General features: G+C 45.4%; 18 protein-coding genes, 1 riboswitch and 1 other annotated feature. Of the genes, 12 read left to right on the forward strand and 6 right to left on the reverse strand.

Going from position 1 to position 22,754, the window contains the following annotated elements:
- Positions 1-267: 267 nt before the first annotated feature.
- The 7 genes from AC0L13_RS01425 to AC0L13_RS01455 all read left to right on the forward strand — a co-directional run bounded on the left by AC0L13_RS01425 (position 268) and on the right by AC0L13_RS01455 (position 8,975).
- Positions 268-954, forward strand: coding sequence for a winged helix-turn-helix domain-containing protein (locus AC0L13_RS01425; protein ID WP_473643211.1), 687 nt, complete (start codon positions 268-270; stop codon positions 952-954).
- 10 nt (positions 955-964) lie between these two features.
- Entirely contained in the window at positions 965-1,987 is a 1,023-nt protein-coding gene (locus AC0L13_RS01430; protein WP_473643213.1) for a sensor histidine kinase, read from the forward strand.
- Between the two features lie 101 nt (positions 1,988-2,088).
- Positions 2,089-2,865, forward strand: coding sequence for an ABC transporter ATP-binding protein (locus AC0L13_RS01435; RefSeq protein ID WP_429918641.1), 777 nt, complete (start codon positions 2,089-2,091; stop codon positions 2,863-2,865).
- Positions 2,843-4,783, forward strand: coding sequence for an ABC transporter permease (locus AC0L13_RS01440; protein ID WP_473643216.1), 1,941 nt, complete (start codon positions 2,843-2,845; stop codon positions 4,781-4,783). The genes AC0L13_RS01435 and AC0L13_RS01440 overlap by 23 nt, the downstream gene beginning before the upstream one ends.
- 86 nt (positions 4,784-4,869) lie before the next feature.
- On the forward strand, positions 4,870-5,166 hold the full coding sequence (locus AC0L13_RS01445) for a hypothetical protein (protein ID WP_473643218.1): 297 nt from the start codon (positions 4,870-4,872) through the stop codon (positions 5,164-5,166).
- Positions 5,167-5,332: 166 nt separating this feature from the next.
- Complete coding sequence (locus AC0L13_RS01450) at positions 5,333-6,718, forward strand: alanine/glycine:cation symporter family protein (RefSeq protein WP_473643220.1); 1,386 nt, start codon at positions 5,333-5,335, stop codon at positions 6,716-6,718.
- 154 nt (positions 6,719-6,872) lie between these two features.
- Positions 6,873-8,975, forward strand: a complete 2,103-nt coding sequence (locus AC0L13_RS01455) for a methyl-accepting chemotaxis protein (protein WP_473643222.1) — start codon at positions 6,873-6,875, stop codon at positions 8,973-8,975.
- Between the two features lie 164 nt (positions 8,976-9,139).
- On the opposite strand, the gene argS is transcribed toward AC0L13_RS01455, so the two are convergent.
- Positions 9,140-10,804: an arginine--tRNA ligase gene (gene argS, locus AC0L13_RS01460; RefSeq protein WP_473643225.1), complete on the reverse strand. Its 1,665-nt coding sequence runs from the start codon at positions 10,802-10,804 to the stop codon at positions 9,140-9,142.
- A 47-nt stretch (positions 10,805-10,851) separates the two neighbouring features.
- Positions 10,852-11,067: a binding site (T-box leader), on the reverse strand.
- Positions 11,068-11,164: 97 nt separating this feature from the next.
- On the opposite strand from argS, the gene AC0L13_RS01465 reads away from it, so the two are divergent.
- Together AC0L13_RS01465 and AC0L13_RS01470 are read left to right on the forward strand one after the other, a co-directional pair.
- Positions 11,165-12,316 (forward strand): DUF3221 domain-containing protein, encoded by a 1,152-nt coding sequence (locus AC0L13_RS01465; protein ID WP_473643227.1) that lies wholly within the window; start codon positions 11,165-11,167, stop codon positions 12,314-12,316.
- A 377-nt stretch (positions 12,317-12,693) separates the two neighbouring features.
- The gene (locus AC0L13_RS01470; protein ID WP_473643229.1) at positions 12,694-13,944 is read left to right on the forward strand and encodes an erythromycin esterase family protein; all 1,251 of its coding nucleotides are present in this window, start codon (positions 12,694-12,696) and stop codon (positions 13,942-13,944) included.
- A gap of 46 nt (positions 13,945-13,990) precedes the next feature.
- Here AC0L13_RS01470 and AC0L13_RS01475 read toward each other — a convergent pair whose 3' ends face one another.
- From AC0L13_RS01475 to AC0L13_RS01495, 5 genes are all read right to left on the reverse strand, one after another.
- A complete protein-coding gene (locus tag AC0L13_RS01475) occupies positions 13,991-14,725 on the reverse strand; it encodes an ABC transporter permease (protein WP_473643231.1) in 735 nt (244 codons plus the stop codon).
- A complete protein-coding gene (locus AC0L13_RS01480; RefSeq protein ID WP_473643234.1) occupies positions 14,726-15,436 on the reverse strand; it encodes an ABC transporter permease in 711 nt (236 codons plus the stop codon).
- A complete protein-coding gene (locus AC0L13_RS01485; protein WP_473643236.1) occupies positions 15,436-16,350 on the reverse strand; it encodes an ABC transporter ATP-binding protein in 915 nt (304 codons plus the stop codon). Before AC0L13_RS01485 ends, AC0L13_RS01480 begins: the two co-directional genes overlap by 1 nt.
- Positions 16,351-16,478: 128 nt before the next feature.
- Positions 16,479-17,822, reverse strand: a complete 1,344-nt coding sequence (locus AC0L13_RS01490) for a sensor histidine kinase (protein ID WP_473643238.1) — start codon at positions 17,820-17,822, stop codon at positions 16,479-16,481.
- Positions 17,819-18,487 carry a response regulator transcription factor gene (locus AC0L13_RS01495; RefSeq protein ID WP_473643240.1) on the reverse strand — a complete coding sequence of 223 codons (669 nt, stop codon included), beginning with the start codon at positions 18,485-18,487 and terminating at the stop codon, positions 17,819-17,821. Before AC0L13_RS01495 ends, AC0L13_RS01490 begins: the two co-directional genes overlap by 4 nt.
- 151 nt (positions 18,488-18,638) lie before the next feature.
- A riboswitch (cobalamin riboswitch) is annotated at positions 18,639-18,819 on the forward strand.
- 157 nt (positions 18,820-18,976) lie between these two features.
- Here AC0L13_RS01495 and AC0L13_RS01500 point away from each other — a divergent pair.
- The 3 genes from AC0L13_RS01500 to AC0L13_RS01510 are packed head-to-tail and all read left to right on the forward strand — an operon-like array spanning position 18,977 to position 22,649.
- Positions 18,977-21,208, forward strand: a complete 2,232-nt coding sequence (locus AC0L13_RS01500; RefSeq protein WP_473643242.1) for a ribonucleoside-diphosphate reductase subunit alpha — start codon at positions 18,977-18,979, stop codon at positions 21,206-21,208.
- The gene (locus AC0L13_RS01505) at positions 21,193-21,642 is read left to right on the forward strand and encodes a flavodoxin (protein ID WP_473643244.1); all 450 of its coding nucleotides are present in this window, start codon (positions 21,193-21,195) and stop codon (positions 21,640-21,642) included. The genes AC0L13_RS01500 and AC0L13_RS01505 overlap by 16 nt, the downstream gene beginning before the upstream one ends.
- Complete coding sequence (locus AC0L13_RS01510; RefSeq protein ID WP_473643246.1) at positions 21,612-22,649, forward strand: ribonucleotide-diphosphate reductase subunit beta; 1,038 nt, start codon at positions 21,612-21,614, stop codon at positions 22,647-22,649. Before AC0L13_RS01505 ends, AC0L13_RS01510 begins: the two co-directional genes overlap by 31 nt.
- Positions 22,650-22,754: the final 105 nt, after the last annotated feature.

Genomic DNA, 22,754 nt, shown 5'->3' on the forward strand with positions numbered 1-22,754 from the left:
GATAACTTCGTTCCAAGTGGTGATAAATTGAAAGTTGCATTGATATACGCTTGTCGCCTTTCCGGGGATGAGTTTTTCAGTGGCAACTGGCTAAGTGGTGATAAAAGTAGTCTGAGTGGTGATAACATCCTTCTGAGTGGTGATAACTTCGAGCTAAGTGGTGATAAAGCCGACCCAAGCGGTGGTAAACCCCCGCCCCCCAGTGATAATCTTTTCCATCTAAGCCCTGCACCTTTATAATAAGCGTAGGAAGGGAGTGCAGCGGAGATGGATATGAATATTTTCATCGTGGAGGATGATTCAGCGATTTACAATTCACTCAAAGAGCGACTTGGCCAGTGGTCGCTTCATGTGTCGGGGCCGGAGGATTTTCATGATGTGATGAAGTCTTTTATTCAAACGAAGCCTCATCTCGTCATACTTGATATTCAGCTTCCCGCGTATGACGGGTTCCATTGGTGCAGGGAGATCCGCGCAGTTTCGAAGGTGCCGATCCTCTTCTTGTCGTCGCGAGATCATCCGATGGATATGGTGATGGCGATGAATATGGGGGCGGATGATTATATGCAGAAGCCGTTCCATACGGACGTACTTCTTGCGAAGATCCAGGCGACGCTTCGGCGGACGTATGCGTATACGGCGGATGAGGCAGCGGATGTGCTTGAATGGAATGGTGCGGTGATTGATATGAAGCGCGGCATCATTCGGCTCGATGGCAATGAAGTGGAGTTGACGAAAAATGAGTTTTTCATTTTGGCGGTGCTCGTCCAGGCGAAGGATGAAATCGTATCGCGTGATGAGCTGATTCGCAAATTATGGGATGATGAGCGGTTCGTCAACGACAATACATTGACGGTCAATGTGACGCGGCTGCGCCAAAAGCTTGCGGACATCGGACTTGGTGACGCGATTCTCACAAAAAAAGGAATGGGATATATGGCGGTCAGCCTGTAGGGGGAGTTAAATGTTTATTCATTATGTAAAGGATATGAAAAGCTGGATACTCCTGTTCGCCACTTCACTTGTGTTGACAGACGTTCTCATTTGGATTGATAAAGGTCTTGCGATGAGGTTGAGTTCTCTCATTTACCTTAACATGCTTTTGATTGCCATCTTCATTTTATTCCTCATCTGGCGTTACAACAAAGAGATGCATTTCACGAAAGAACTTCTTCGTATTTCCGAAGATCCTTCTAGGGATTGGCAGGAGGGGTTGCCGGAGCCGCTTTTCACGAGGGACCAGACGACGAATGATCTGCTACGGCAAGTGGCGAATGATCATTTGAAGAAGCTGTCGGAAATGAAAGCTGTAAACCTTATGGAAAGTGATTATACCGCAGCCTGGGTGCATGAAGTGAAAGCGCCGCTCACCTCGATGAAAATGACGATTGATTCGAACCGGCAAGATGCGGCAATCCGGAAAATCGAGTCCGATTGGCTGCGAGTCCATTTGCTGATCGATCGGCAGCTTTATATTTCACGACTGCCGTCGCTCGGAACGGATTATGTATTGGAAAAGATCAAAGTGCATCAGCTCATTACACCTGAAGTTCGCGAGCTTCGGTCATGGTGCATGGAGAAAAATATTGCGGTTGAAATTGAAGGCGAGGAAATGGAAGTGCTTACGGACAGCAAATGGAGTCGCTTCATCATCCGGCAATTGCTGACGAACGCGGTGAAATATAGTCCGGACGGGGGCACCATTTGTATTACGGCAGGCGATTCGCCAGGGGGACATCCGGTTTTATCAATTAAAGACGAAGGTCCGGGAATCCCGGCTCACGATCTTCCCCGTGTTTTCGACAAAGGGTTCACCGGGGGTACGGGAAGGCTATATAATGCGGCAACGGGACTCGGTTTGTATCTTGCCCAGCAAGTATCGGGGAAAATCGGAATTTCCTTATCGGCGCACTCCGAAATAAATAAAGGAACGACGATGAACATGACGTTTTCCACGGAAAATGAGTTTGACGCAACACGAACGTGACAATAATGTCACATTGACCGACCTGTTTGTCATCTAAATCAAACGACCAGAAGAAGTACACACATTAAGATAAGGATATAGCAAACAGGGAGGGTACAATGATGGACCAACATAAAACAGTTTTACATGCTCAAAATATCCGGAAATCGTACGGAACGCGGGGCAATGTCCAGCAAGTATTGAAAGGGATCGACTTGCGAGTGATGGAAGGGGAGTTCGTCGGAATCATGGGGGCTTCAGGCGCCGGGAAAACGACGCTATTGAATGTTCTTGCGACGATCGATCGTACGACGGAAGGCTCGATCCTCATTGGAGATGCTGATATTTCGAAGATGAAAGATCGTGAACTCTCTGCATTCAGGCGAGACAAATTAGGATTCATCTTCCAAGATTATAATCTTCTCGACACATTGACGGTGAAAGAAAATATCCTCTTGCCAGTCTCGCTAGGCAAAATGAAAAAGCGAGTGGCGGAGGATCAATTCAAGTCGATTGCCGATATTTTAGGCATTAAAGAACTCGCTGACAAATATCCGCATGAAATTTCGGGCGGTCAAAAACAGAGGACTTCTGCTGCACGGGCGCTCATCAACAAGCCATCGATGGTGTTTGCGGATGAACCGACAGGCGCGCTTGATTCGAAATCAGCGTCTTCCTTGCTTGGAACGTTGGAGGATGTCAATAAACAACGTGGCGTCACGATCATGATGGTAACGCATGACCCTGTCGCGTCGAGCTATTGCAGTCGGGTTGTCTTCTTGAAAGACGGCAATATTTACTCGGAGCTGTACCGCGGCGACAAAACGAGACAAGCCTTCTTCCAGGAAATCCTGAAAGTGCAAGGTGTCCTCGGGGGTGACAGCGTTGACGCTCTTTGACCTCGTCATCCGCAGCATGCGGAAAAACATTAAGCATTACTATTTATACTTTTTCGCGCTTATTTTAAGTGTCGTCCTGTACTTCGTCTTCGCGACGTTGCAGCATGACCCTGCAGTTGTGGCGCGTTCGGGCGGCAGCATGGGTGCAGGATTCAAAGCGGCGGGCATTCTTTTGCTGGTCATCGCAGGAATTTTCGTCGTCTATGCAAATGCGATTTTCTTGAAACGAAGAAGCCGTGAAATCGGGCTGTATCAATTGATTGGCCTGACGAAAGGTTCTGTCTCACGTCTGTTGATTATCGAAAACTCTTTGCTTAGCGCCGGGGCGTTAGCCATTGGGATCGGTGTAGGAATTCTCGTGTCACGCGTATTTTTATTGTTGTTAATGAAGCTAATCGGCTTTGATGGATTTATCGAAGTGGAGTTTTCGACGGCGGCAGTCATCCAGACGGTGATTGTATTCCTTGGAATCATCATTCTCACATCGATTCAAATGATCGTCGCAGTCTACCGCAACACATTGCTTGGATTATTCAATGCGGATAAGAAGGGCGAGCATCCGAAAAAGCCGAAAGCATTCAGATCAGCCTTTCTTGCCATTTTAGGAATGGCACTTATCGCCTTCGGATATTGGCTGTCCGGTAATATGATGAATGCTTTGCTTTTCATTAACATGATCGTGGTTTTGGCTACGACAATTTTAGGAACTTATCTTGTCTTCCGCGTGACGATCAGCTGGTTATTTTACCAGATCCGGAAACGGAAACAAGGCCATCTCGGGTTGAATAACAGTTTGTCGATTGCGCCGATCATGCATCGGATGAAGGGCAACGCGAATTCACTGACGATCATTACAGTCTTATCTGCGATGACATTGACGATGTTGGCGGGTGCGTATTCGCTTTATTATTCGACGGATAAAGAACTGCGTCTTGTATATCCTTTTGATTTTTCTTTTGATGATTTTTGGTATGAAGACGGTCAAGAAGCGTCCGCAAAATTTGTCGGCGAACTGGATAAGCAAAATATAACGTATACGTATTCAACGATAGAAACCTTGCAAGTGGAAGGCGAATTTGAAGATGGCAGTGCGCCAGAAATGATATCCACATCGTTTGGAGCAAATATTATAAGCGACAAACAATTGCAGCAAGCAGGTGCGGATATTGAAATCCCCGATTCCGATGCCGCGTACCTTTATGATGCAGGCATCTACTGGCTATTGAAATCAATTGAAGTCCCATTCAATGTTGATTTATCGAATGGTGAAATAGAATCTAAAATGAAAGTTGTGAAAGTGAGCGAAGGAAATGCATTAAATTCTTCATCGGCGACACAACTTGTTGTGAAAGATGCGTTCTATCAAGAATTAAAAGATCAATTTGTGAATGATGAAAACGGCTGGCGCATATCAAACACCTATGCTATCAATGTGCCGGATCGAGATCAGCTTATTGAGGCATCTGCCATCTTTAAGCGTATCAATGAGGAAAATGATCAGCATGGATTTGATTACTATTCGCAATATGTTCGGTCAATGGAAAACAATGGACTGCTCATTTTTATCTCTGGCTTCTTAGGCCTTGTGTTCCTCATTTCGACAGGCAGCATTTTGTACTTCAAGCAAATGACGGAGGCGGAACAGGAAAGAAGCAGCTATGCAACATTGCGCCAATTGGGCTTCACTGTGCAAGATATTATGCGAGGCATCATTCGTAAGCAAGTGTTCGTCTTCGGCTTGCCGTTGTTGATTGGTTTGCTGCACTCCATTTTCGCGATAAAAGCAGCATCGTTCATGTTTATGTCTGATATTACATTGCCCGCCTCATTCGCAATGGGCATCTATGCGTTGATTTATCTCGTCTTCGCCTTCCTAACGGTTGGATATTACCGGAAAACGGTGAAGGCCGCACTTTGATTGATCCACATAGCGAGTCGCCTTAGGGTGGCTCGCTTTTGTGTTAAGTTTGAATTTGTCTAGGCAAGGAGATTTGTTATGGGAATATGCTGAGTGGTGATAATGCTGTTCTGAGTGGTGATAAACTACGCCTAAGTGGTGATAATGTCCGCTTGAGTGGTGATAAACAGCTTGCAAGTGGTGATAACTATTTTTCAACTTGGAATTGTAGTCAAACGGTGGTTAATTCATGCGAATCGGTGGTATGCCCGAGCAACGGTAGTAAACTCATCCGCATCGGTGGTAACGCTCCGAAAGTCGGCCGCACCCAACAATTCCCATACGAGATTCGATGCTTTTTCCCCAAATATGGATTGAAAAATGCAGATTCGGTGATAAAATAATCAAGTTGATAAAAAAATGAAGCGATTACATTTACAGTTGACAGCTTCTAGACCGTCTGAGTCCACGTTGGCTCAGCGGTTTTTCAATTTTCCAAACGTGAGTTTTTTTAGCGTGACAGGGTAAAGATAGCAAGAGATTTACTATGATAAAGAGGGAGTGAACAGTGTGGGAGTATTAGAGTGGCTCGTCGGACCGGCGAATGATTTTATTTGGACATACATACTGATCGGGCTTTTATTGCTCATCGGTCTTTACTTTACGATTCGGACGAAATTTGTCCAGTTTCGTTTGTTTGGGGAGATGTTCAGACTTATTTTTGAGAAAAAAGAAGGCGACCATGGCGTTTCGGCGTTCCAGGCGTTTACAATCAGTGCAGCTTCACGAGTGGGTACGGGGAACGTAACCGGGGTTGCGCTTGCAATTGGAATTGGCGGACCGGGTGCTGTCTTCTGGATGTGGGTCATTGCTGTTATCGGCATGGCGACGGCGTTCATTGAAAGCGCGCTTGCACAAGTATATAAAGTGCGTGATGGCAACACATTCCGCGGGGGGCCGGCGTATTACATGGAGAAGGCGCTAGGCCTTCGGAAACTTGGAATCGTTTTCGCGATTTTATTGACATTGTGCTTCGGTTTTATCTTCAACTCAGTTCAATCGAACACGATCAGCCAGTCGTTCCACGATGTATTCAATCTTCCATATTGGGTTGTTGGACTAGTTCTCGTCGTGCTGACTGGGATAATCATTTTCGGCGGCGTACAGCGGATTGTCAAAGTGACGCAGTCAATCGTCCCGATCATGGCGGTATTTTATTTGCTTATAGCGCTTTACGTTGTTGCCATTAATATTACGGAAGTTCCTGCAATGATTGCCCTCATTTTTGAGCATGCTTTCGGCATTAAGGAAATGGCTGGCGGCGGTATTGGTGCTGCCATGATGCAAGGGATTAGACGTGGTTTATTCTCAAACGAGGCTGGTATGGGGAGTGTGCCGAACGCTGCAGCGACGGCGACTGCTACACATCCGGCGAAACAAGGGCTTGTTCAAAGTCTTGGTGTATTTTTCGATACGATCATCATTTGTTCTGCGACGGCTTTCATCATTATCCTTGCTGGGCTATATGATAAAGGGGAAGAGAGCGGCATTTTGCTGACACAAAGTTCGATGGCTGTTCACGTTGGTTCTTGGGCACCTTATTTTGTCGCAATCGCAATCTTGTTCTTCGCGTTCAGCTCGATTGTCGGAAATTACTATTACGGTGAAACAAATATTGAATTCATTAACGCGCATAAGTCTTGGATGACGCTTTACCGCATTTTGGTTCTCGTCATGGTCATGTTCGGAGCGATGGCAAAAGTGGATATCGTCTGGAGCATGGCGGACTTATTCATGGGCTTAATGGCGATTATAAATCTCCTCGTCATCCTTGCTCTTGGAAAAGTTGCTTTCCGCGTTTTGGATGATTATACGAAGCAGCGGAAACAAGGGAAGAACCCCGTGTTTAAAGCGGATTCTAGTTTGAAAGGTGCCGACTGTTGGAGGGAAGAATAAAACTTATCAATAAAAAGGATGGTTTCGCTAGAATTGGCGAATCATTCTTTTTTTATTATGTTTTTTGAAATGCGGAACTTTACGACTGTTCTTTATTTGTATGTATTGGTCTGCTATAATTCTATTACTATAGTACTAATGGAGGTATTTGGGGTTGAAGAAACAGAAAAGCATCGCTTGGAAGTTATCCAGATTAATTATTGGGTTATTTTTACTGCTGTTTATTACCTATACATTAATAACAAGTACCATTTTACATGGGAAAACCGTTACAGAAGCTGAAAAGAATGCAATTGAAAGCACTCGGTCCAATGCTCAAGCGATCAGTGCCAGGTTTGGCAAAACAGACGAGATGCTGCATACTACAAAGCGTATTTTTGAGACGTTGCATTCGCAAGGTAATCTTACAACTGAGGAGATTCTCAGTGTAATGGAAAGGAATTTGAAAGATAATGCGGACGCAATCGGCATGGCTGCTGTGTTCGAAAGTGGTTCGATTCCGCTAGATGATCATGTGAATAAAAATGTAGTTGATTCATCCAAAAAATTTATCCCTTATTTATATAAGGAAGGCGACAGTATTGACTTGAGAGGACTGGTTGGGTACGACGTTGCTGGAGATGGGGATTGGTATTCCATCCCTAAAAGCGAAAAGCGTGCTGTCCTGACAGAACCGCATGAATATGATGCAGGCGACAAAACGGTGTTAATGACGACCATGGCTGTGCCGCTTATGACTGAATCGGGTCAGCTTATAGGAGTATTGGCAGCAGACTTAACCATTGACTTCCTGAATGATTTGGTGACATCGATTCAACCTGACGGCGGGTATGCCTCTATCATAACTGAGACTGGCAACTTGACGGCGAACAGCTTGAAAGAAGAAATGATTGGAACGAATATGAAAGACTCAATTGATTGGAACAACATGAAGGCGCAGTTGGATCGTGGAGAGATTGGAACTTTATACGTGGATTCTCAGAGTTTAAATGAGAAGTCATTTAATACATTCGCGCCAATTATGCTTGATAACATAGATGATGTCTGGTCTGTGCAAACTGTGTTGCCGCAATCTAACATCCTATCGACTTTCAACTCTATTTTACTCGTCACGGTAATTGCCGCAATTGTCATGGTAATGATAATGGCGGGAGTGACTGCGTGGTTCATCTTTAAACAATTAAAGCCGCTTTCCTACTTGCAAAGGTCAATCGAAACGGCTGCAACTGGCGACATTACACAATACGTAGACGATAAATATATCCATAACGACGAAATCGGTGCTGTCGCGAGCGCTTATAATAATATGCTGCGTCAGACAAACGAAGCAATTGGCGCGGTACGTTCTTCGTCCAATGAGCTAAGTGATTCTACAGCTCAAGTTCACCATGCTTTTGAAGAGATTGTAGCATCCAGCGACGAAGTGTCATTGGCGACGAATGAAATTGCGACAGGAGCTTCAAATCAATCCGAAGATACCGAAGAGACTAGCAATCGTATGGCTGAGTTGGCAGAGCAAATTAATGCACTTTCCACGCTTGCAGACGGGATGCTTCTGCTATCCAAGCAGACTGTTGAATCAACAGATAAAGGTATGGTGGAAGTCGGTAAACTGCGGGAGCATAATGTTTCTGCAAATGAAATGAACACGAAAGTCCAACAGCAAATGGACGCGCTTTCGAATAAAATTACTGCAATCAACAATGTGATTGCTTCTATCCAAGATATCACTGCACAAACTAATCTCCTTGCATTAAACGCTAGCATCGAAGCGGCTCGTGCCGGAGAACATGGCAAAGGATTTGCTGTCGTTGCAGAGGAAGTGCGCAAACTTGCTGAACAGTCAAGAAAAGAAACAGAAGTCATTCAACAAACAGTTCACGAGATCATCGAAGAAACACGACAAACGGTGTCGGTCATTGACTCGAATCTTCAAATGATGGAAGGGCAAAATGAATCTGTGACAAGCACTGAATCGTCCTTCAAACAGAACGCGGAACTGACGGAGCAGATGAGTCAATCCATCTTGGAATTGACAGCCGAATTGGCTGAAATGCTTACGCATAAAGATCAAGTCATTTTGTCTATCCAAAGTGTTTCGGCCGTTTCAGAGGAGACGGCTGCCTCCGCAGAACAAGTCAGCGCTTCGTCGATTGCCCAGCAAGCAGAATTGGAGCGCGTTGCGGAATCGACAACTCGCATGAAGAACATCGCTTCTGAGTTACAGGGAATAGTAGAGAAATTCAAGTTGGCATAAGAAAAAGCAATCGTCCGCCAGAATGGTGGAACGATTGCTTTTTCGTCTAGCTGCGGGCGCTAGATGCTCGGGTCATAAGTCAGCTCCACTGCACGGCAAAGTGCGCCGTTTCGTGGATCCGCCTTATGCCTGTCGCATCTGATCAAACCCCTCCGCTTTTGAATTTACATCTCTTCAGGCGCTTTCATGCCAAGTAGGCGCAAGGATTCCTTCAATACGATAACGACACATTGTGTTAGCGTAGTCCGATACGCCTTGTTTGCAGAGTCGGACAGCACTTGCACATTGCCGTAAAACGAGTTGAATGCTTGAGCGAGGTCGACTGCATACTTTGCAATGACAGAAGGGTCCAGCTCATCGTTTGCTCGCTTAACCGTTTGCGGGAATTGACTAAGCAACTTGACGACATCCCATTCGTGATCGTTCACTTCGTCAATCGCGAACGAGTTGGATACACCCGCTTTGCGCAAGATAGAGTTCGCCCGCGCATGTGCATATTGGACGTATGGCCCAGTTTCGCCTTCTGTCTGAAGCATCGTTTCAAGGTCGAATTCGATGTCATGCTTCCGATGCTGCTTCAAGTCACTGAAGAGGATGGCGCCGACACCGACTGCTTCTGCCACTTCAGCTTTATTGACCAGTGCAGGATTCTTCTTCTCGATATTTTTTTGTGCGAGTTCGATCGCATCATTCAATACTTCCTCAAGCAAGACGATCTTTCCTTTACGTGTCGACATTTTCTTGCCGCCTTGTAAGATGAGTCCGAATGGTACGTGCGTGATATCGTTTGCCCAGTCATGCCCCATTTTGCTAAGTACTTTTTTGATTTGCGTGAAGTGAAGGCTTTGTTCATTCCCGACGACGTAAATGGATTTGACGAAATCATATTTGTTCTTTCGATCAATGGCAGCAGCTAAATCACGTGTTGCGTATAACGTTGCTCCATCTGATTTTTTAATTAAACACGGTGGCATGCCTTCTTCAAGTTCGACAACCATGGCGCCGTCGGATTCAACCAATAAACCTTTATCCTCAAGTTCTTCGACGACAGGTTCCATTTTGTCATTATAATACGCTTCGCCATTATAAGAATCGAAGGAGACGCCAAGCAGATCATAAATCCGCTGGAATTCATTCAATGACTCGGTTTTGAACCACTCCCAAAGGGCAAGTGCGTCGGCATCGCCGTCCTCCAATGCTTTAAAAGCAGCACGTCCTTCATCGTTCAAGGAAGGGTCCGCCTCCGCTTCTTCGTGAAAACGGATGTACAGCTTCAGCAATGTCTTGATTGGCTCTTTACGGACATCCGCTTCGTTGCCCCATTTCCGGTATGCGGTAAGCAGCTTCCCGAATTGCGTGCCCCAATCACCGATGTAATTGATTTTCACCGGTTGGTAGCCATTTTTTTCTAGCAATAAAGCGATGGAATTTCCGATGACCGTAGAGCGGAGGTGGCCCATGGAAAACGGCTTTGCGATGTTTGGTGACGATAGGTCGATCGTCACGACACCACCATTGCCTTCATTGGATGAACCGTAAGCTGCGGATTTGTCTAAAACTATATGCAGAAGATCGTCAGTAATCGCATTGCGGTTCAGGAAAATATTCACGTACCCATTGACAGCTTCCACTTTTCGAATAGATGGATGTGTTATTGAACTTGCGATTTCATCCGCTATGGCGACGGGTGATTTCCGTAAAATTTTTGCGAACGGAAAACAAGGCAAGGCAAAATCGCCTAACTTTGAATTTGCTGGCCGCTCTAGCATATGCTCCTCCAACTGGATTGGGCTGACTGTCTGTAAAGCTTGCAAAATATCCTTTTTCATATACACGAACCCCTTTTTAGGAAAAATAAAAAGCCTTCAATCTCAATAAATGAGACGAAAGCTTGTTCCGCGGTACCACTCAAATTGCCCCTATAAGTTTGGATAGAGGCCCCTTTCTCCTAACGGCGAGACACCGGCTTCTCCTACTTCATTCAGAAAAGCATCTCTGAAGTGCGCTTCACGAATCCACTCCGCCAGGCTTCCACCAACCCCGGCTCGCTACAGAAGTGATGACCCATTACTCTCTTCATCATCGATATTGTAGTTGAATGTATCAAATCGCTGGCCGGGTGTCAATGGGTAATTGTCGTAACTTTAACGCGATTCATCCGTCTAACTTCATAAGTGGGAGGTTTTGAAATGAAAAAAATCTTATTAACTCTTATTGGTGCTGCTTTATTGTTAGGAGGATGTGGAACGGGTGAGTCGCCTCAAAATACTGCGGCCAAACATAGTGGATGGAAGACGTTGAAAACAGTGAGTGGGCGAGAAATCATTGCCGAACTGAATCAAACCGCCCAAGAGACGCCGAAGCGGGACAAATCGGCCACTTTGGAAACGCCGGGTCCAGAGTATGAGAAGCCTTCTAAGGAGTTGGCTGAGGATATGGCGGTCCAAAGAATTGAGGGGCCAGCTGCAATCCAGGCGGTGGAAAAAGTGTATGGCGAAGGCGGTATTCATGATGTAGGGGTCATCTTTATCGAAAACCAGACGAGAGGCGCCGAGCAATCCGGCGTGTGGATCGGGCTAAAGGAGCCGGATGAACGCGTTCAACAATTACTGGATCTACTGCAGCCGAAAGTGGATGCGGGAGAAATCCTAGCGGAACCGATCTATATTTTCCGCAGCCTTCATACGGAAAAGGAACTTTACGAATTACAGGACGAAGTTGCTAAAGCAATGAAAGGGATAGAATCGGAACGGGGATCATTCGGCCTGTACGTCGATGTCATCACGGGCGAGATTGAAATCTCCCATGATTATCTAAAACCTGAGCAGCAAAAGAAGCTGCGGGAGCTATTCGCCGGCCATACGATCAATTTTACGCAAGATGGAAGGATGGTAGCGGAGCCGGGGGAATCAACCATCATTGAACCTGAACAAACGTACACGGATACACCGGTGACAGAAGGAGGATTCATATTGGCCGCCGATGAAGGGAGAATTTTTGTGGCAGGAGGAACTGAAAGCGCAGTGTTTTACAAATTCGCGGAAGCCGACAAGTTGAAAGTCGGCAAGCGTGTGAAAGTGGAAGCATCCGGGCCGATTTTGGAATCTTATCCTGGACAGGGAAGTGCGAAGTTTGTGGAGGTCATGCCGGACTACAAGCCGGTGAATGCCAAACTTTCCGAGTCGCAGGCCGTCGCGAAGGCATTGGACATAGCGGGTGAAAGATTATCCAATGGTTTCGTGTTGATTGATGAAGTTTCTTTTGACGAGAATGAAAAGAAGTGGGTATTCAAGCTTCTGCCGGATGATGGGGAAGGGACGCTGGAAGTTGTGGATCAATAAGAGTAGAGCAGCCGTCACTTGTGGACGGTTGTTTTTATGGGGAATAAACGGTGATAAACCCCGGCTGAGTGGTGATAACGATCGTCCGAGTGGTGATAAACGCTGTCTAAGAGGTGATAACATCCCCCTAAGTGGTGATAAAGTACGTCTGAGTGGTGATAACCGTTTTCCGCTATAGGACTTGACCAGAAATTCATTCCGAATAATGCCAAATTACAGCCACACGATGACTAATTTGCTTCAGTAGGTGGCAAACACGTCCGAATCGGTGGTAACCATTTTTCGTGTTGAAATTCGCGTTAAAATAGACCCGATCCATCGCTCCCGGTTTCCAACCGCTGCCCATGGGTATGCTATCAACAGAGGAGGGGATTGATTTGTCGAAAAGACTAATGTCTGTCATACAAGAGCAGGCCCTACCGTTAAATGACCAGGCAATTGACACAATGTTAAAAGCAATCGGCGATGCCAAAATTGTCATGCTCGGGGAAGCGACGCATGGAACTTCGGAATTTTATAAGGTTCGTGCGCAAATCTCAAAGCGCCTCATCGAGGAAAAAGGCTTCACAATCATTGCTGTAGAAGGCGATTGGCCGTCTGCTCAGGCGGTGAACCGCTATGTGAAAGGGTTTGATGAAGAAGGAAAAACTGCTCAGCAAGTGTTAATGGAATCCTTTCACCGCTGGCCGACGTGGATGTGGGCGAACGAAGAAGTAGCGGAGCTTGTTGAGTGGTTAAAAAATGACAATGATTCGAAAGTGGCCAAAGAAAAAACGGGCTTTTACGGAATCGATATGTACAGCTTGTATGAATCGATCGATGAAGTGCTTCGCTTTCTTCAGGAAAATCCTCGTTTCAATGCTGACCTTGATCTCGCGAGAAAAGCTTTTTCCTGTTTCGAACCATATAACCGGATGCCGGAGCACTATGCATTATCGGCTGCACATTTCACGGACGAGTGCATTCGCGAAGTGACGAACTTGCTCACGACGATCCGCAGTCACGAAGATCTTTATTCGAATGAACATGAACAGGATTTAAATGTGACGATGAATGCCCTCGTCGCAAAAAACGCTGAGTCCTATTACCGGGCGATGATGCAGGACGACGCCATCTCCTGGAATATTCGCGACATGCATATGGTCGAGGCGGTCAGTGAGATTTTGAACTATCATGGCGCTGATGCAAAAATCATCATTTGGGAGCATAACACCCATGTCGGTGATGCGTCGGAAACATCGATGGCCGACCATAAAATGATCAATGTCGGGCAGCTCATCCGCGAGAAATACGGTAGGGAGGATACGTTTGCGATCGGTTTCGGCACATACGAAGGAACGGTCATTGCCGGTGAAAGCTGGGGCGAGCCGCTCCACCGAATGACTGTCCCGCCGGCTAAATTCAACTCATGGGAAGGGCAGATGCATGCGGCGAGAGCGGAGGATCAAGTCATTTTATTCACAGAAGAAAACCGGCATTTATTCAATGAATGGATCGGGCACCGTGCGATAGGGGTCGTCTATAATCCGGAGCTTGAAACATACGGGAATTATGTACCGTCAAGAGTCGGCAGCCGGTATGACGGGTTTGTATTTGTGAATCGGACGGAAGCATTGAAGCCGTTATAAAACAGGCGCATGCGAAGTAGTTTGCATGCGCCTATTACACCTTCCGTCAAATTTCTTTTCTCGTAAAATACATAAACCCTGAGCAGAAAAACAGCAATAGACTTCCTAAAACGACAAAGAACAGCGTATCAATCGAAACATGCAATGCACCGAAACTGTCGGCAGAATCTGGCATCATCATTAAAAAAGGCTGCGCCCAAGGATAGTAAGGGCCAAAACGTTCCGAATTAATGATAAGAATATTTGGGATCGTGAATATTACATTAATGGCCAAGGGTGCTGCGAAGCTCGACCAGGAAACGGACGCGAATAATTGAAGTGCGATAAGTGGCAGACATGCAATCCAACCCCCAACGACACTCGGAAGAATCTCACCCCAAGGAATCTCCGTCGAAAATCCTTTCATCCACCCGACACATAGCAAGCCAGCGACAAATAAGAGCTGTGTAACTGCAATTAAAATGCTGACAATAAGGAATTTGACAATATACACATTCCTTCTTGAAACGGGCAATGACAGTAATTGCTTCCAGCCTCCGCCGATATGTTCATATCTGCAAATGAAGCTTGAAAATACGCCTGTTAATAAAGGCAGAAATAAAATGGAATGGGCAATCGTCATAACGCCTAGCGTTGGAATCCATTGGGCTTCCGTTATTTCACTAATAAAGGTCGCCTCCCCAAACCCGATTAGCGTGGAAAGAAGGGGGCTAACAAAGATGAGCAGCCAGATTGTGGATTTCCGAAGCTTTAAAAATTCGGATTGTAAGTACTTCCCCATTTATTTCACTTCCCTTCGTGAAAAATCTATAATGCTTATTAAATAAATAATGAATCCTAGAAAAATACCGGCAATTACTGAAAAGATCGGTTTACCCCATTCATTCAGCAACAGTGGCCATTTCAAAGGCACCCAGTCCGGAAAAGCAGAAGCGTACATCGATATGATCATTCCTAAAATCCCAACCGTTAAAGGGATCGCTTGATTCTTCATCGTAATTGCCAGCCATATTTGCAATGCAAGAAAAGGCAATGCGGCGAGAAACGGGTAGAAACACATGTTGAAAAGATAAACGAATGGAATGGCTGTGCCGAATTTCAATGCTAACCCGAGAATGATTGTGCCAATCATCAATAGAAAACAGGAAATAAGCAGAAGAATGACCGTCAGCAAGACTTTTGCTGTATATACCTGCGTTTTTGAAATCGGCAAAGCTAATAGCTGCTTCCATGCATTTGTCTGGTGCTCAATGTTCGCGATCATAGACGTAAGTATCGTCAACCCGATGAGTATCGTAGGCACGGATAACATGGAGACCTCTCCAATGAGTCCTCTCCATAAGTCATCTTTATAGATTCCTGTCAGCCAGTCATATCGCAGTCCGAAATTGACCGCCTCCAATGCAATGACGCCGAATGGTCCTAAAAAGACAAGGAATAAAATCATTTTTCGTTTGATTTTAATGAATTCAGAGGCCAATACCCGCGCCATTATAACCCACCTTCTTTACCGGTCAATTCCAAGAAAATTTCTTCCAGCGATTTCTTTTCCTCTTCGACCCGGAAGATTGAATAATTATTGTTAACGAGCGATTTTACAACGTTAGCCACTTTTTCATCAGAGCTGTTTTCGAGATAAATCGCTTGCTGCGATAGGTCGGCTGTAATGCCGTTTGATAGCAACATCTTCCAAGCTAGTTCGCTATTATCGACCGTTATCTTTATCTTGCTCGAAGCGCGTTCTCTTAGTTTGGAAATGGAGTCTTGGAAAATCATTTGACCCTTTGAAATAATCCCGACTTGCGTCGCCATTTGGTCAATCTCCGATAATAGGTGGCTGGAAACGACAATTGTAATGCCATGCTCTTTTGGCATGCTTTTAATGAGTTCACGGATTTCAATAATGCCTGAAGGGTCGAGCCCATTTGTCGGCTCATCCAAAATAAGCAACTCCGGATTGCCGAGTAAAGCGGTTGCGATGCCGAGCCGCTGTTTCATGCCAAGTGAAAAACCTTTTACCGGTCTTTTAGCATCTTTCGTAAGACGGACGATCGATAACACTTCATCAATTCTCGACTTAGGGGCATCCAATAATATCCGTACCGCTTCCAAGTTTTCATAAGCCGTCAAATGCCCGTAATAAGACGGGTATTCAACGAGTGACCCGACTCTTTTTAAAATCGAAAGCTTGTCTGTTTTAATATCTTTATCGAAGATTTCAATCGATCCTTTTGTTGGACGGGCTAATCCTAATAGCATTCTGATCGTCGTCGTTTTACCGGCTCCATTAGGCCCTAAAAATCCATAAATCTCTCCTTTCTTAACCTGTAAATCCACATGATTGACAACACGCTTCGGGCCAAATTTTTTCGTCAACTTATTCGTTTTAATAATTAAATCACTCATTTTCCTTCACCTCACTCTTATCTTAGCTAAGGAAGGTTAAAACGAAGGGGCGCTGAAGTTTAAGATTCGTTTAAAAAATCGAAAGCTGCTGCAACATCTAGTACGATGTACAACAACCTTCGATTTCATCATGGATATATTTTAATCGTCGTTCCGCTTTTCTTTGTCTGAATTTCCCACTTCAAATTCATTTCCTTGAGCATGAGGGAAACAATGGATAGGCCGACGCCAACTCCCTTTTGGTGTGATTGAGCGCCCATTCCAGGTCCGTAATCTTGAATATAAATCGCTTCATCTTTAATACGGACGGCTACAAACTTCCCGCTCTTCGCGTGTCGGTAAATATTTTGAAATAAATTATCAAAGATTCGATTCATCCATTGCGGGTCGATATCCCATATAGCCTGTCCTTCAGGAATATCCAAAACAATTTCAAATTGATGATTTTCAAACAATGGATACCATGCCGCAAACGAGGTGCGAATGAGGCGGACGATATCCGTTTTTTCATTGCTATAAGGGTACTTTCCGGTTGTCAACAACGTATACGACAATAGATTATCGATCAGTTCACCCATATAATTTATTTTTTCATCAATGAATTCAAGGGATTCATAGCCCTGCGCACTAATCGGTTCTTTTTGCAAGCGGTACGCATGTGCCCGGATTGTCGTCAATGGCGTCCTCAAATCATGCGATAAATTGGCAATTAGATCTTTCCGCAGTTCCTCTTCTTCCTTTTCACGAAGCCTTCCTAACTCCAATTCCTTCACCATTCTATTGAAGGATTGCTCAAGGCGCCCGATTTCATCCTCCCTGTTCACTACAACAGGTGCAGGGATGCCGTTTGTTTCAGAGGCAGTCATTGCTTCTTGTAAATGAAGCAGCCTTTTGCGGATTCGATAGAAAAAGAGTGTACATATTAAAATGAACAAGCCAAAGACGAGTAAAAGTGCGATTGGAAATAAATAATCATACTTTGCTCTCAATTTATCACTCGGGTTTTCCATATCTAGACGTGGAAGTTGCATGACCATGAAGCCTTCATTGTCATCAGCGCCAATAAAAGCAATAACTGTGAACGGATCCACTGTGTATCCGCGGTTCTTCTTTACGAAATCGATCGCATAAGATGCTGTCCATCTGTCCGGAACTGATAGGGATTCAGGAAATTTATCACGCGTTTTTCCGGATGCATCGACCCAATATAACGAAGCATCTGTGTAAAGCTGTTTGAGCTCAACTAGTTTCGCCCGGATTTCATCATCCGAAGCACCCGACAGCTCTTTTGCCGTTTTGTGCCACATCGACTCCAAATCAGTGCCGTTATAATACCGTGGAGATTCCTCGACGGAATATAGCGTGTTATAGAAAATGATCGATATTGTAGGAATGGCAATCGGGATAATCATCGTTGCGGTAATGAGTAATAACAGATACTGTGCCAATAAAGAATTTCTTAACCTTTTCATTGCTTCACCCGATAACCGATGCCTCGAATCGTTTCGATAATTGCAGGCGCACTCGGGTCGATTTCGATTTTCTCCCTTAAATGACGGATATGGACCATTAACGTTTTATCCCCATCAATGTACGGCTCTTCCCAGACACCTTCATACAGCTGCTCTTTCGTTAAAATCTGATTTGGATGACGTAATAAATACATAAAGATCTGATGCTGTTTTGCAGTTAACAGAATTTCATTTCCATCGCTTGCAACAATGCGATTTTCTATCATATGAATCGTTAAATGACCGATTTGGATAGTATCGGGAACTGCCCGCCGATGTCTTCTGAGCAGTACTTCAATTCGTGCAACTAGCTCTTCAGGATGAAAAGGCTTCGTTACATAATCATCCGCAAACTGCAATCCTTCTAGTTTGTCTTCAACGGATGTGCGGGCGGACAACATCAGAATCGGTATTTCAGGATAATTGCGCTTAATCCGTTGTCCAACTGTAAATCCATCTAGTCCAGGAAGCATTACATCCAAAATTACAATATCCGTTTCTTGGACACCTTCATCTACACGATCGCCCGAAGTATGCCATTGAACTCCATACCCGCGTTGCTCCAAATCCTCTTTGACGATCTGTCCGATTTCTAAATCATCCTCAACATATAAAATGTTTTTCACAAGAAGCCCCTCCACCTTTAATCAACCCTGTCTCTTCACCAATTCTCGGTCATACAGAAAAAACTGTCAATTAAAAGAAGAGCTTCTTTCTACCTATTTACTGTTTAAACACTACATGTTAGGGTATTAAGAGTAAATAACACACAACATATAGTATCGAACGATGGAATGGTACCGTTATCGGTTTAATAGGGAATCCGCAAATCGGAGCTGTCCCCGCAACTGTAAACGCAGACAACCGTCTCAAAATCCACTGCAGCATGTAGCCGCGGGAAGGGGAGATGGAAGGAGGAAGCGTTAGCCAGTAGACCTGCCGTCCATCGTCAAGCGACACTTTCTTCGGGGGTTGAGAGGTGGGAGCGAGCGGGTTTTTTGTGTTTTCGATGTTCAAGCCCATTTGTTTCCTACATTCAGATCCATGAGCGATGACTCCACCGATAAAGTGGACTCATCGCTTTTTCATTTTTAAGCCATTAACGAAAAGGAGAGATGGAACAGATGACAACCATCATTGAGAAAGCAAACAAGACGTACATATTGGACAAGCTGCAAGCTGAATTCGGAGTGGACAAACTCCAACCGCTTTTGACGGCGAGCGACCGCTGGAATGAGCGTCACCCTGCGGGAAGTGAATCCGATTGGTCAAAGGCGATGATTTTAGAGGTGCTGAGCAATATCGACGAAGCATCTGCCTATTGGACATTCGTCGCTGCACGGATTTATTTGCAGGAAGTTTATTCACGCCAGGAAAGCATGCGAGGCGCTAACGTCTATACGGATTTTGCCGACAATGTAGAACGGCTCGTCAAGAAAGGTCTGTATACACCTACCCTGACAGAAAAATATACACGTGCAGAATTGGACAAGCTTTGTGAAATCATAGAGCCGGAACGGGATAAACTATTTACATATATTGGATTGAAAACTCTCGTAGACCGGTATGTCACAGTTGATTTCAATAAACAGCCTGTCGAATTGCCGCAAGAACGTTGGCTCATCATCGCGATGACGCTTATGCAAAATGAAAAGGAAAATCGCCTTGAAAAAGTTGCGGAAGCGTATTGGGCGATGAGTAATCTGTACATGACCGTGGCGACGCCGACGCTTGCGAATGCGGGTAAGCCGCATGGACAGTTGTCTAGCTGTTTCATTGATACGGTCGATGATTCACTGCAAGGCATTTATGACAGCAATACCGATATTGCGAATCTATCAAAATACGGAGGCGGCATCGGCGTTTATATGGGCAAGGTCCGTTCGAGGGGATCGTCCATCCGAGGATTCAAAGGGGCTTCGAGCGGTGTCCTTCCGTGGATTAAACAACTGAACAATACGGCGGTGAGCGTCGATCAGCTCGGCCAGCGCCAAGGGGCGATCGCCGTTTACCTTGATGTATGGCATAAAGATATATTCACATTCCTCGATCTCAAGCTGAATAACGGTGATGATCGCCTGCGCGCGCATGATATTTTCACAGGTGTCTGCTTGCCGGATCTTTTCATGGAGCAAGTAGAGGCGCGCGGTGATTGGCATTTATTCGACCCGCATGAAGTGCGCACGGTAATGGGATATTCACTTGAGGATTATTATGATGAAACGAAGGGGGTAGGGTCGTTCCGCGAGAAGTATAAGGAATGTGCCAACCACCCAGAATTGACGAAGGAAACGGTTCCAGCGATTGAAATTTTGAAACGCATCATGCGCAGCCAGCTTGAAACAGGGACTCCGTTTATGTTCTACCGGGATGAAGTGAACCGGACGAACCCGAATAAGCATGAAGGCATGGTGTATTCAAGTAATCTATGTACAGAAATAACGCAAAATCAGAGTCCGACACAATTCGAATCGGTCACACTTGAAGATGATATCGTCGTAACTCGTTCAAAGCCAGGTGATTTTGTCGTCTGTAACTTGTCGTCCGTGAATCTTGGAAAAGCCGTACCCGCGGATGTATTGGAACGACTCATCACAATCCAAGTCCGCATGCTCGACAACGTCATCGATTTGAATAAAATACCAGTCGTCCAAGCGCAACGGACGAATGCACGCTACCGAGGCATCGGGCTCGGAACGTTCGGCTGGCATCATTTGCTCGCTTTGAAAAATATCCAATGGGAATCGGATGAAGCGGTCAATTATGCAGATGAACTGTATGAAAGAATTGCTTATTTGACGATTAAGGCTTCGATGGAATTGGCGAATGAAAAAGGGGCGTATCCTTTATTCGAAGGATCGGATTGGCAAAGTGGAGCTTATTTCGAGAAACGTGGATACGATTCGAAGGAATGGTGTGAGCTACGCATTGATGTCGCGACAAATGGCATGCGGAACGGCTATTTGATGGCGGTCGCGCCAAACAGCTCGACATCGGTCATCGCAGGATCTACCGCTTCCATCGATCCGATTTTCAAGCCTTTCTACCATGAGGAAAAGAAAGATTACAAGCTGCCGGTCATTGCGCCCGATCTTGATCACAACACATATGATGTGTACCGTCGCTCTGCGTATATCGTCGATCAGCGCTGGTCCATTATGCAGAATGCGGCAAGGCAGCGCCATATCGATCAAGCGATTTCATTCAATATATACGTTCCGAACAACATCCGCGCATCCGTCCTCCTCGATTTGCATATTCAAGCGTGGAAATCGGGCATGAAATCAACGTATTACATGCGGTCGACAGCTTCCGATATCGAGGAGTGCGAATGGTGTCATTCCTGATTGCGTATGCATCGTGGAGCGGCAATACGGAAGAAGTGGCGGAAATCGTGGAGGAGACGCTGCTGTCAGAAGGAATGGAAGTGACGGTGCATCGGATCGGAATCGGTCCGATGCCTGATCCGCGGCAGTTCGATGCAATGATCATCGGTTCATTCACATGGGACAAGGGTTCCACGCCTGACGAAGTAAAGGATTTCGTCGCGGATGTCGGTTACAAACCGAGGAATGTGTATGTCTTCGGAACCGGAGATACTCAGTTTGGCGGTGACGTGTTGTTTTGCAATGCCGCTGCCAAACTGGCTCGGTTTTACGGATCGGCAATAGAGCCTCTTAAAATCGAGCAAAGCCCCCGTGGCACGCAAGAGAAGAAAGTCATCGAGTGGTCGAAAGGAGTTTTTCAACATTGGCAACACTTACACGCGTTAAGGTGCTGAATCCGGCTAATCCAAATAAATCAACAGCGATTTTCGGTGGGGAAGCGAGCGGAATTTTGAACTGGAATGACCTTGCCCATCCTCATTTCTACACATTGCGACAAAAGATACGCTCCCTATTCTGGACGGCGAATGAAGTCGATATGACGCAGGATGTGAAACAATTCCCGAGCTTATCAAAAGCAGAGCAGGAGGCTTTCCTTAAAATCATTGGATTGCTTGCGACATTGGATGGGCCGCAAACTGTCATCGCCATGAAAATCGCAGATTTCGCAACCGATCCTTCGGTGAAATCAATTATGGCGACAATCGCCGATCAGGAGAGTGAACATAATCATAGCTATGCGTACGTCCTGTCGTCCGTAACAACTTTAGACAGCCAGATGGCTTCATTCGAAATGGGCCGTACGGATGAAGTTCTTATGAAACGGAATGAGCGTATTGTTGATATTTATAATGAATTCGCGGAGAAACCAACAATTGAAACCGTATTGAAAGCGATGGTATACACGACGTTATTGGAAGGATTGTTCTTTTATAGCGGCTTCGCATTTTTCTACAATCTCGCACGACATCAGAAAATGGTCGGCACATCGACGATGATTTCATATATTAACCGTGACGAGCTGCAGCACGGCAAAGCGATCAGCGACATTTTTCGCGCGACCCTTGCCGAAAATCCTGAATGCAATACAGAGGCTTTCACGGATTGGATTTATGATCAATTCCGCCATTCCGTCGAACAGGAAATTATTTGGAGTCGCTACGTGCTAGGCGAAATCGACGGAATCGACCTCGATGAAATGGCCGGCTACGTGAAATATCGGGCAAATAAAATGCTGCGCATGCTCGGACTAAGCGAAATCTATCCGGAATTTACGGACAATCCAATGAAATGGATTCGTGCGTATGTTGACAACTTCGACGATACAAAAACCGATTTCTTCGAGCAGACGTCAAGGCAATACGTTAAGACAAGTGATTTGAACGGATTTGATGATTTGTGAAATACGACTTCCGAAGTAGCTGAAGATACGGTTGAGGACTGTTCGCTCAATTCTAAACCTTCTTTATGATGAGTACGGTGAAGTAAATATCATAGGGGAGGTACA

This window comes from Sporosarcina sp. QA0331 (assembly GCF_055808055.1).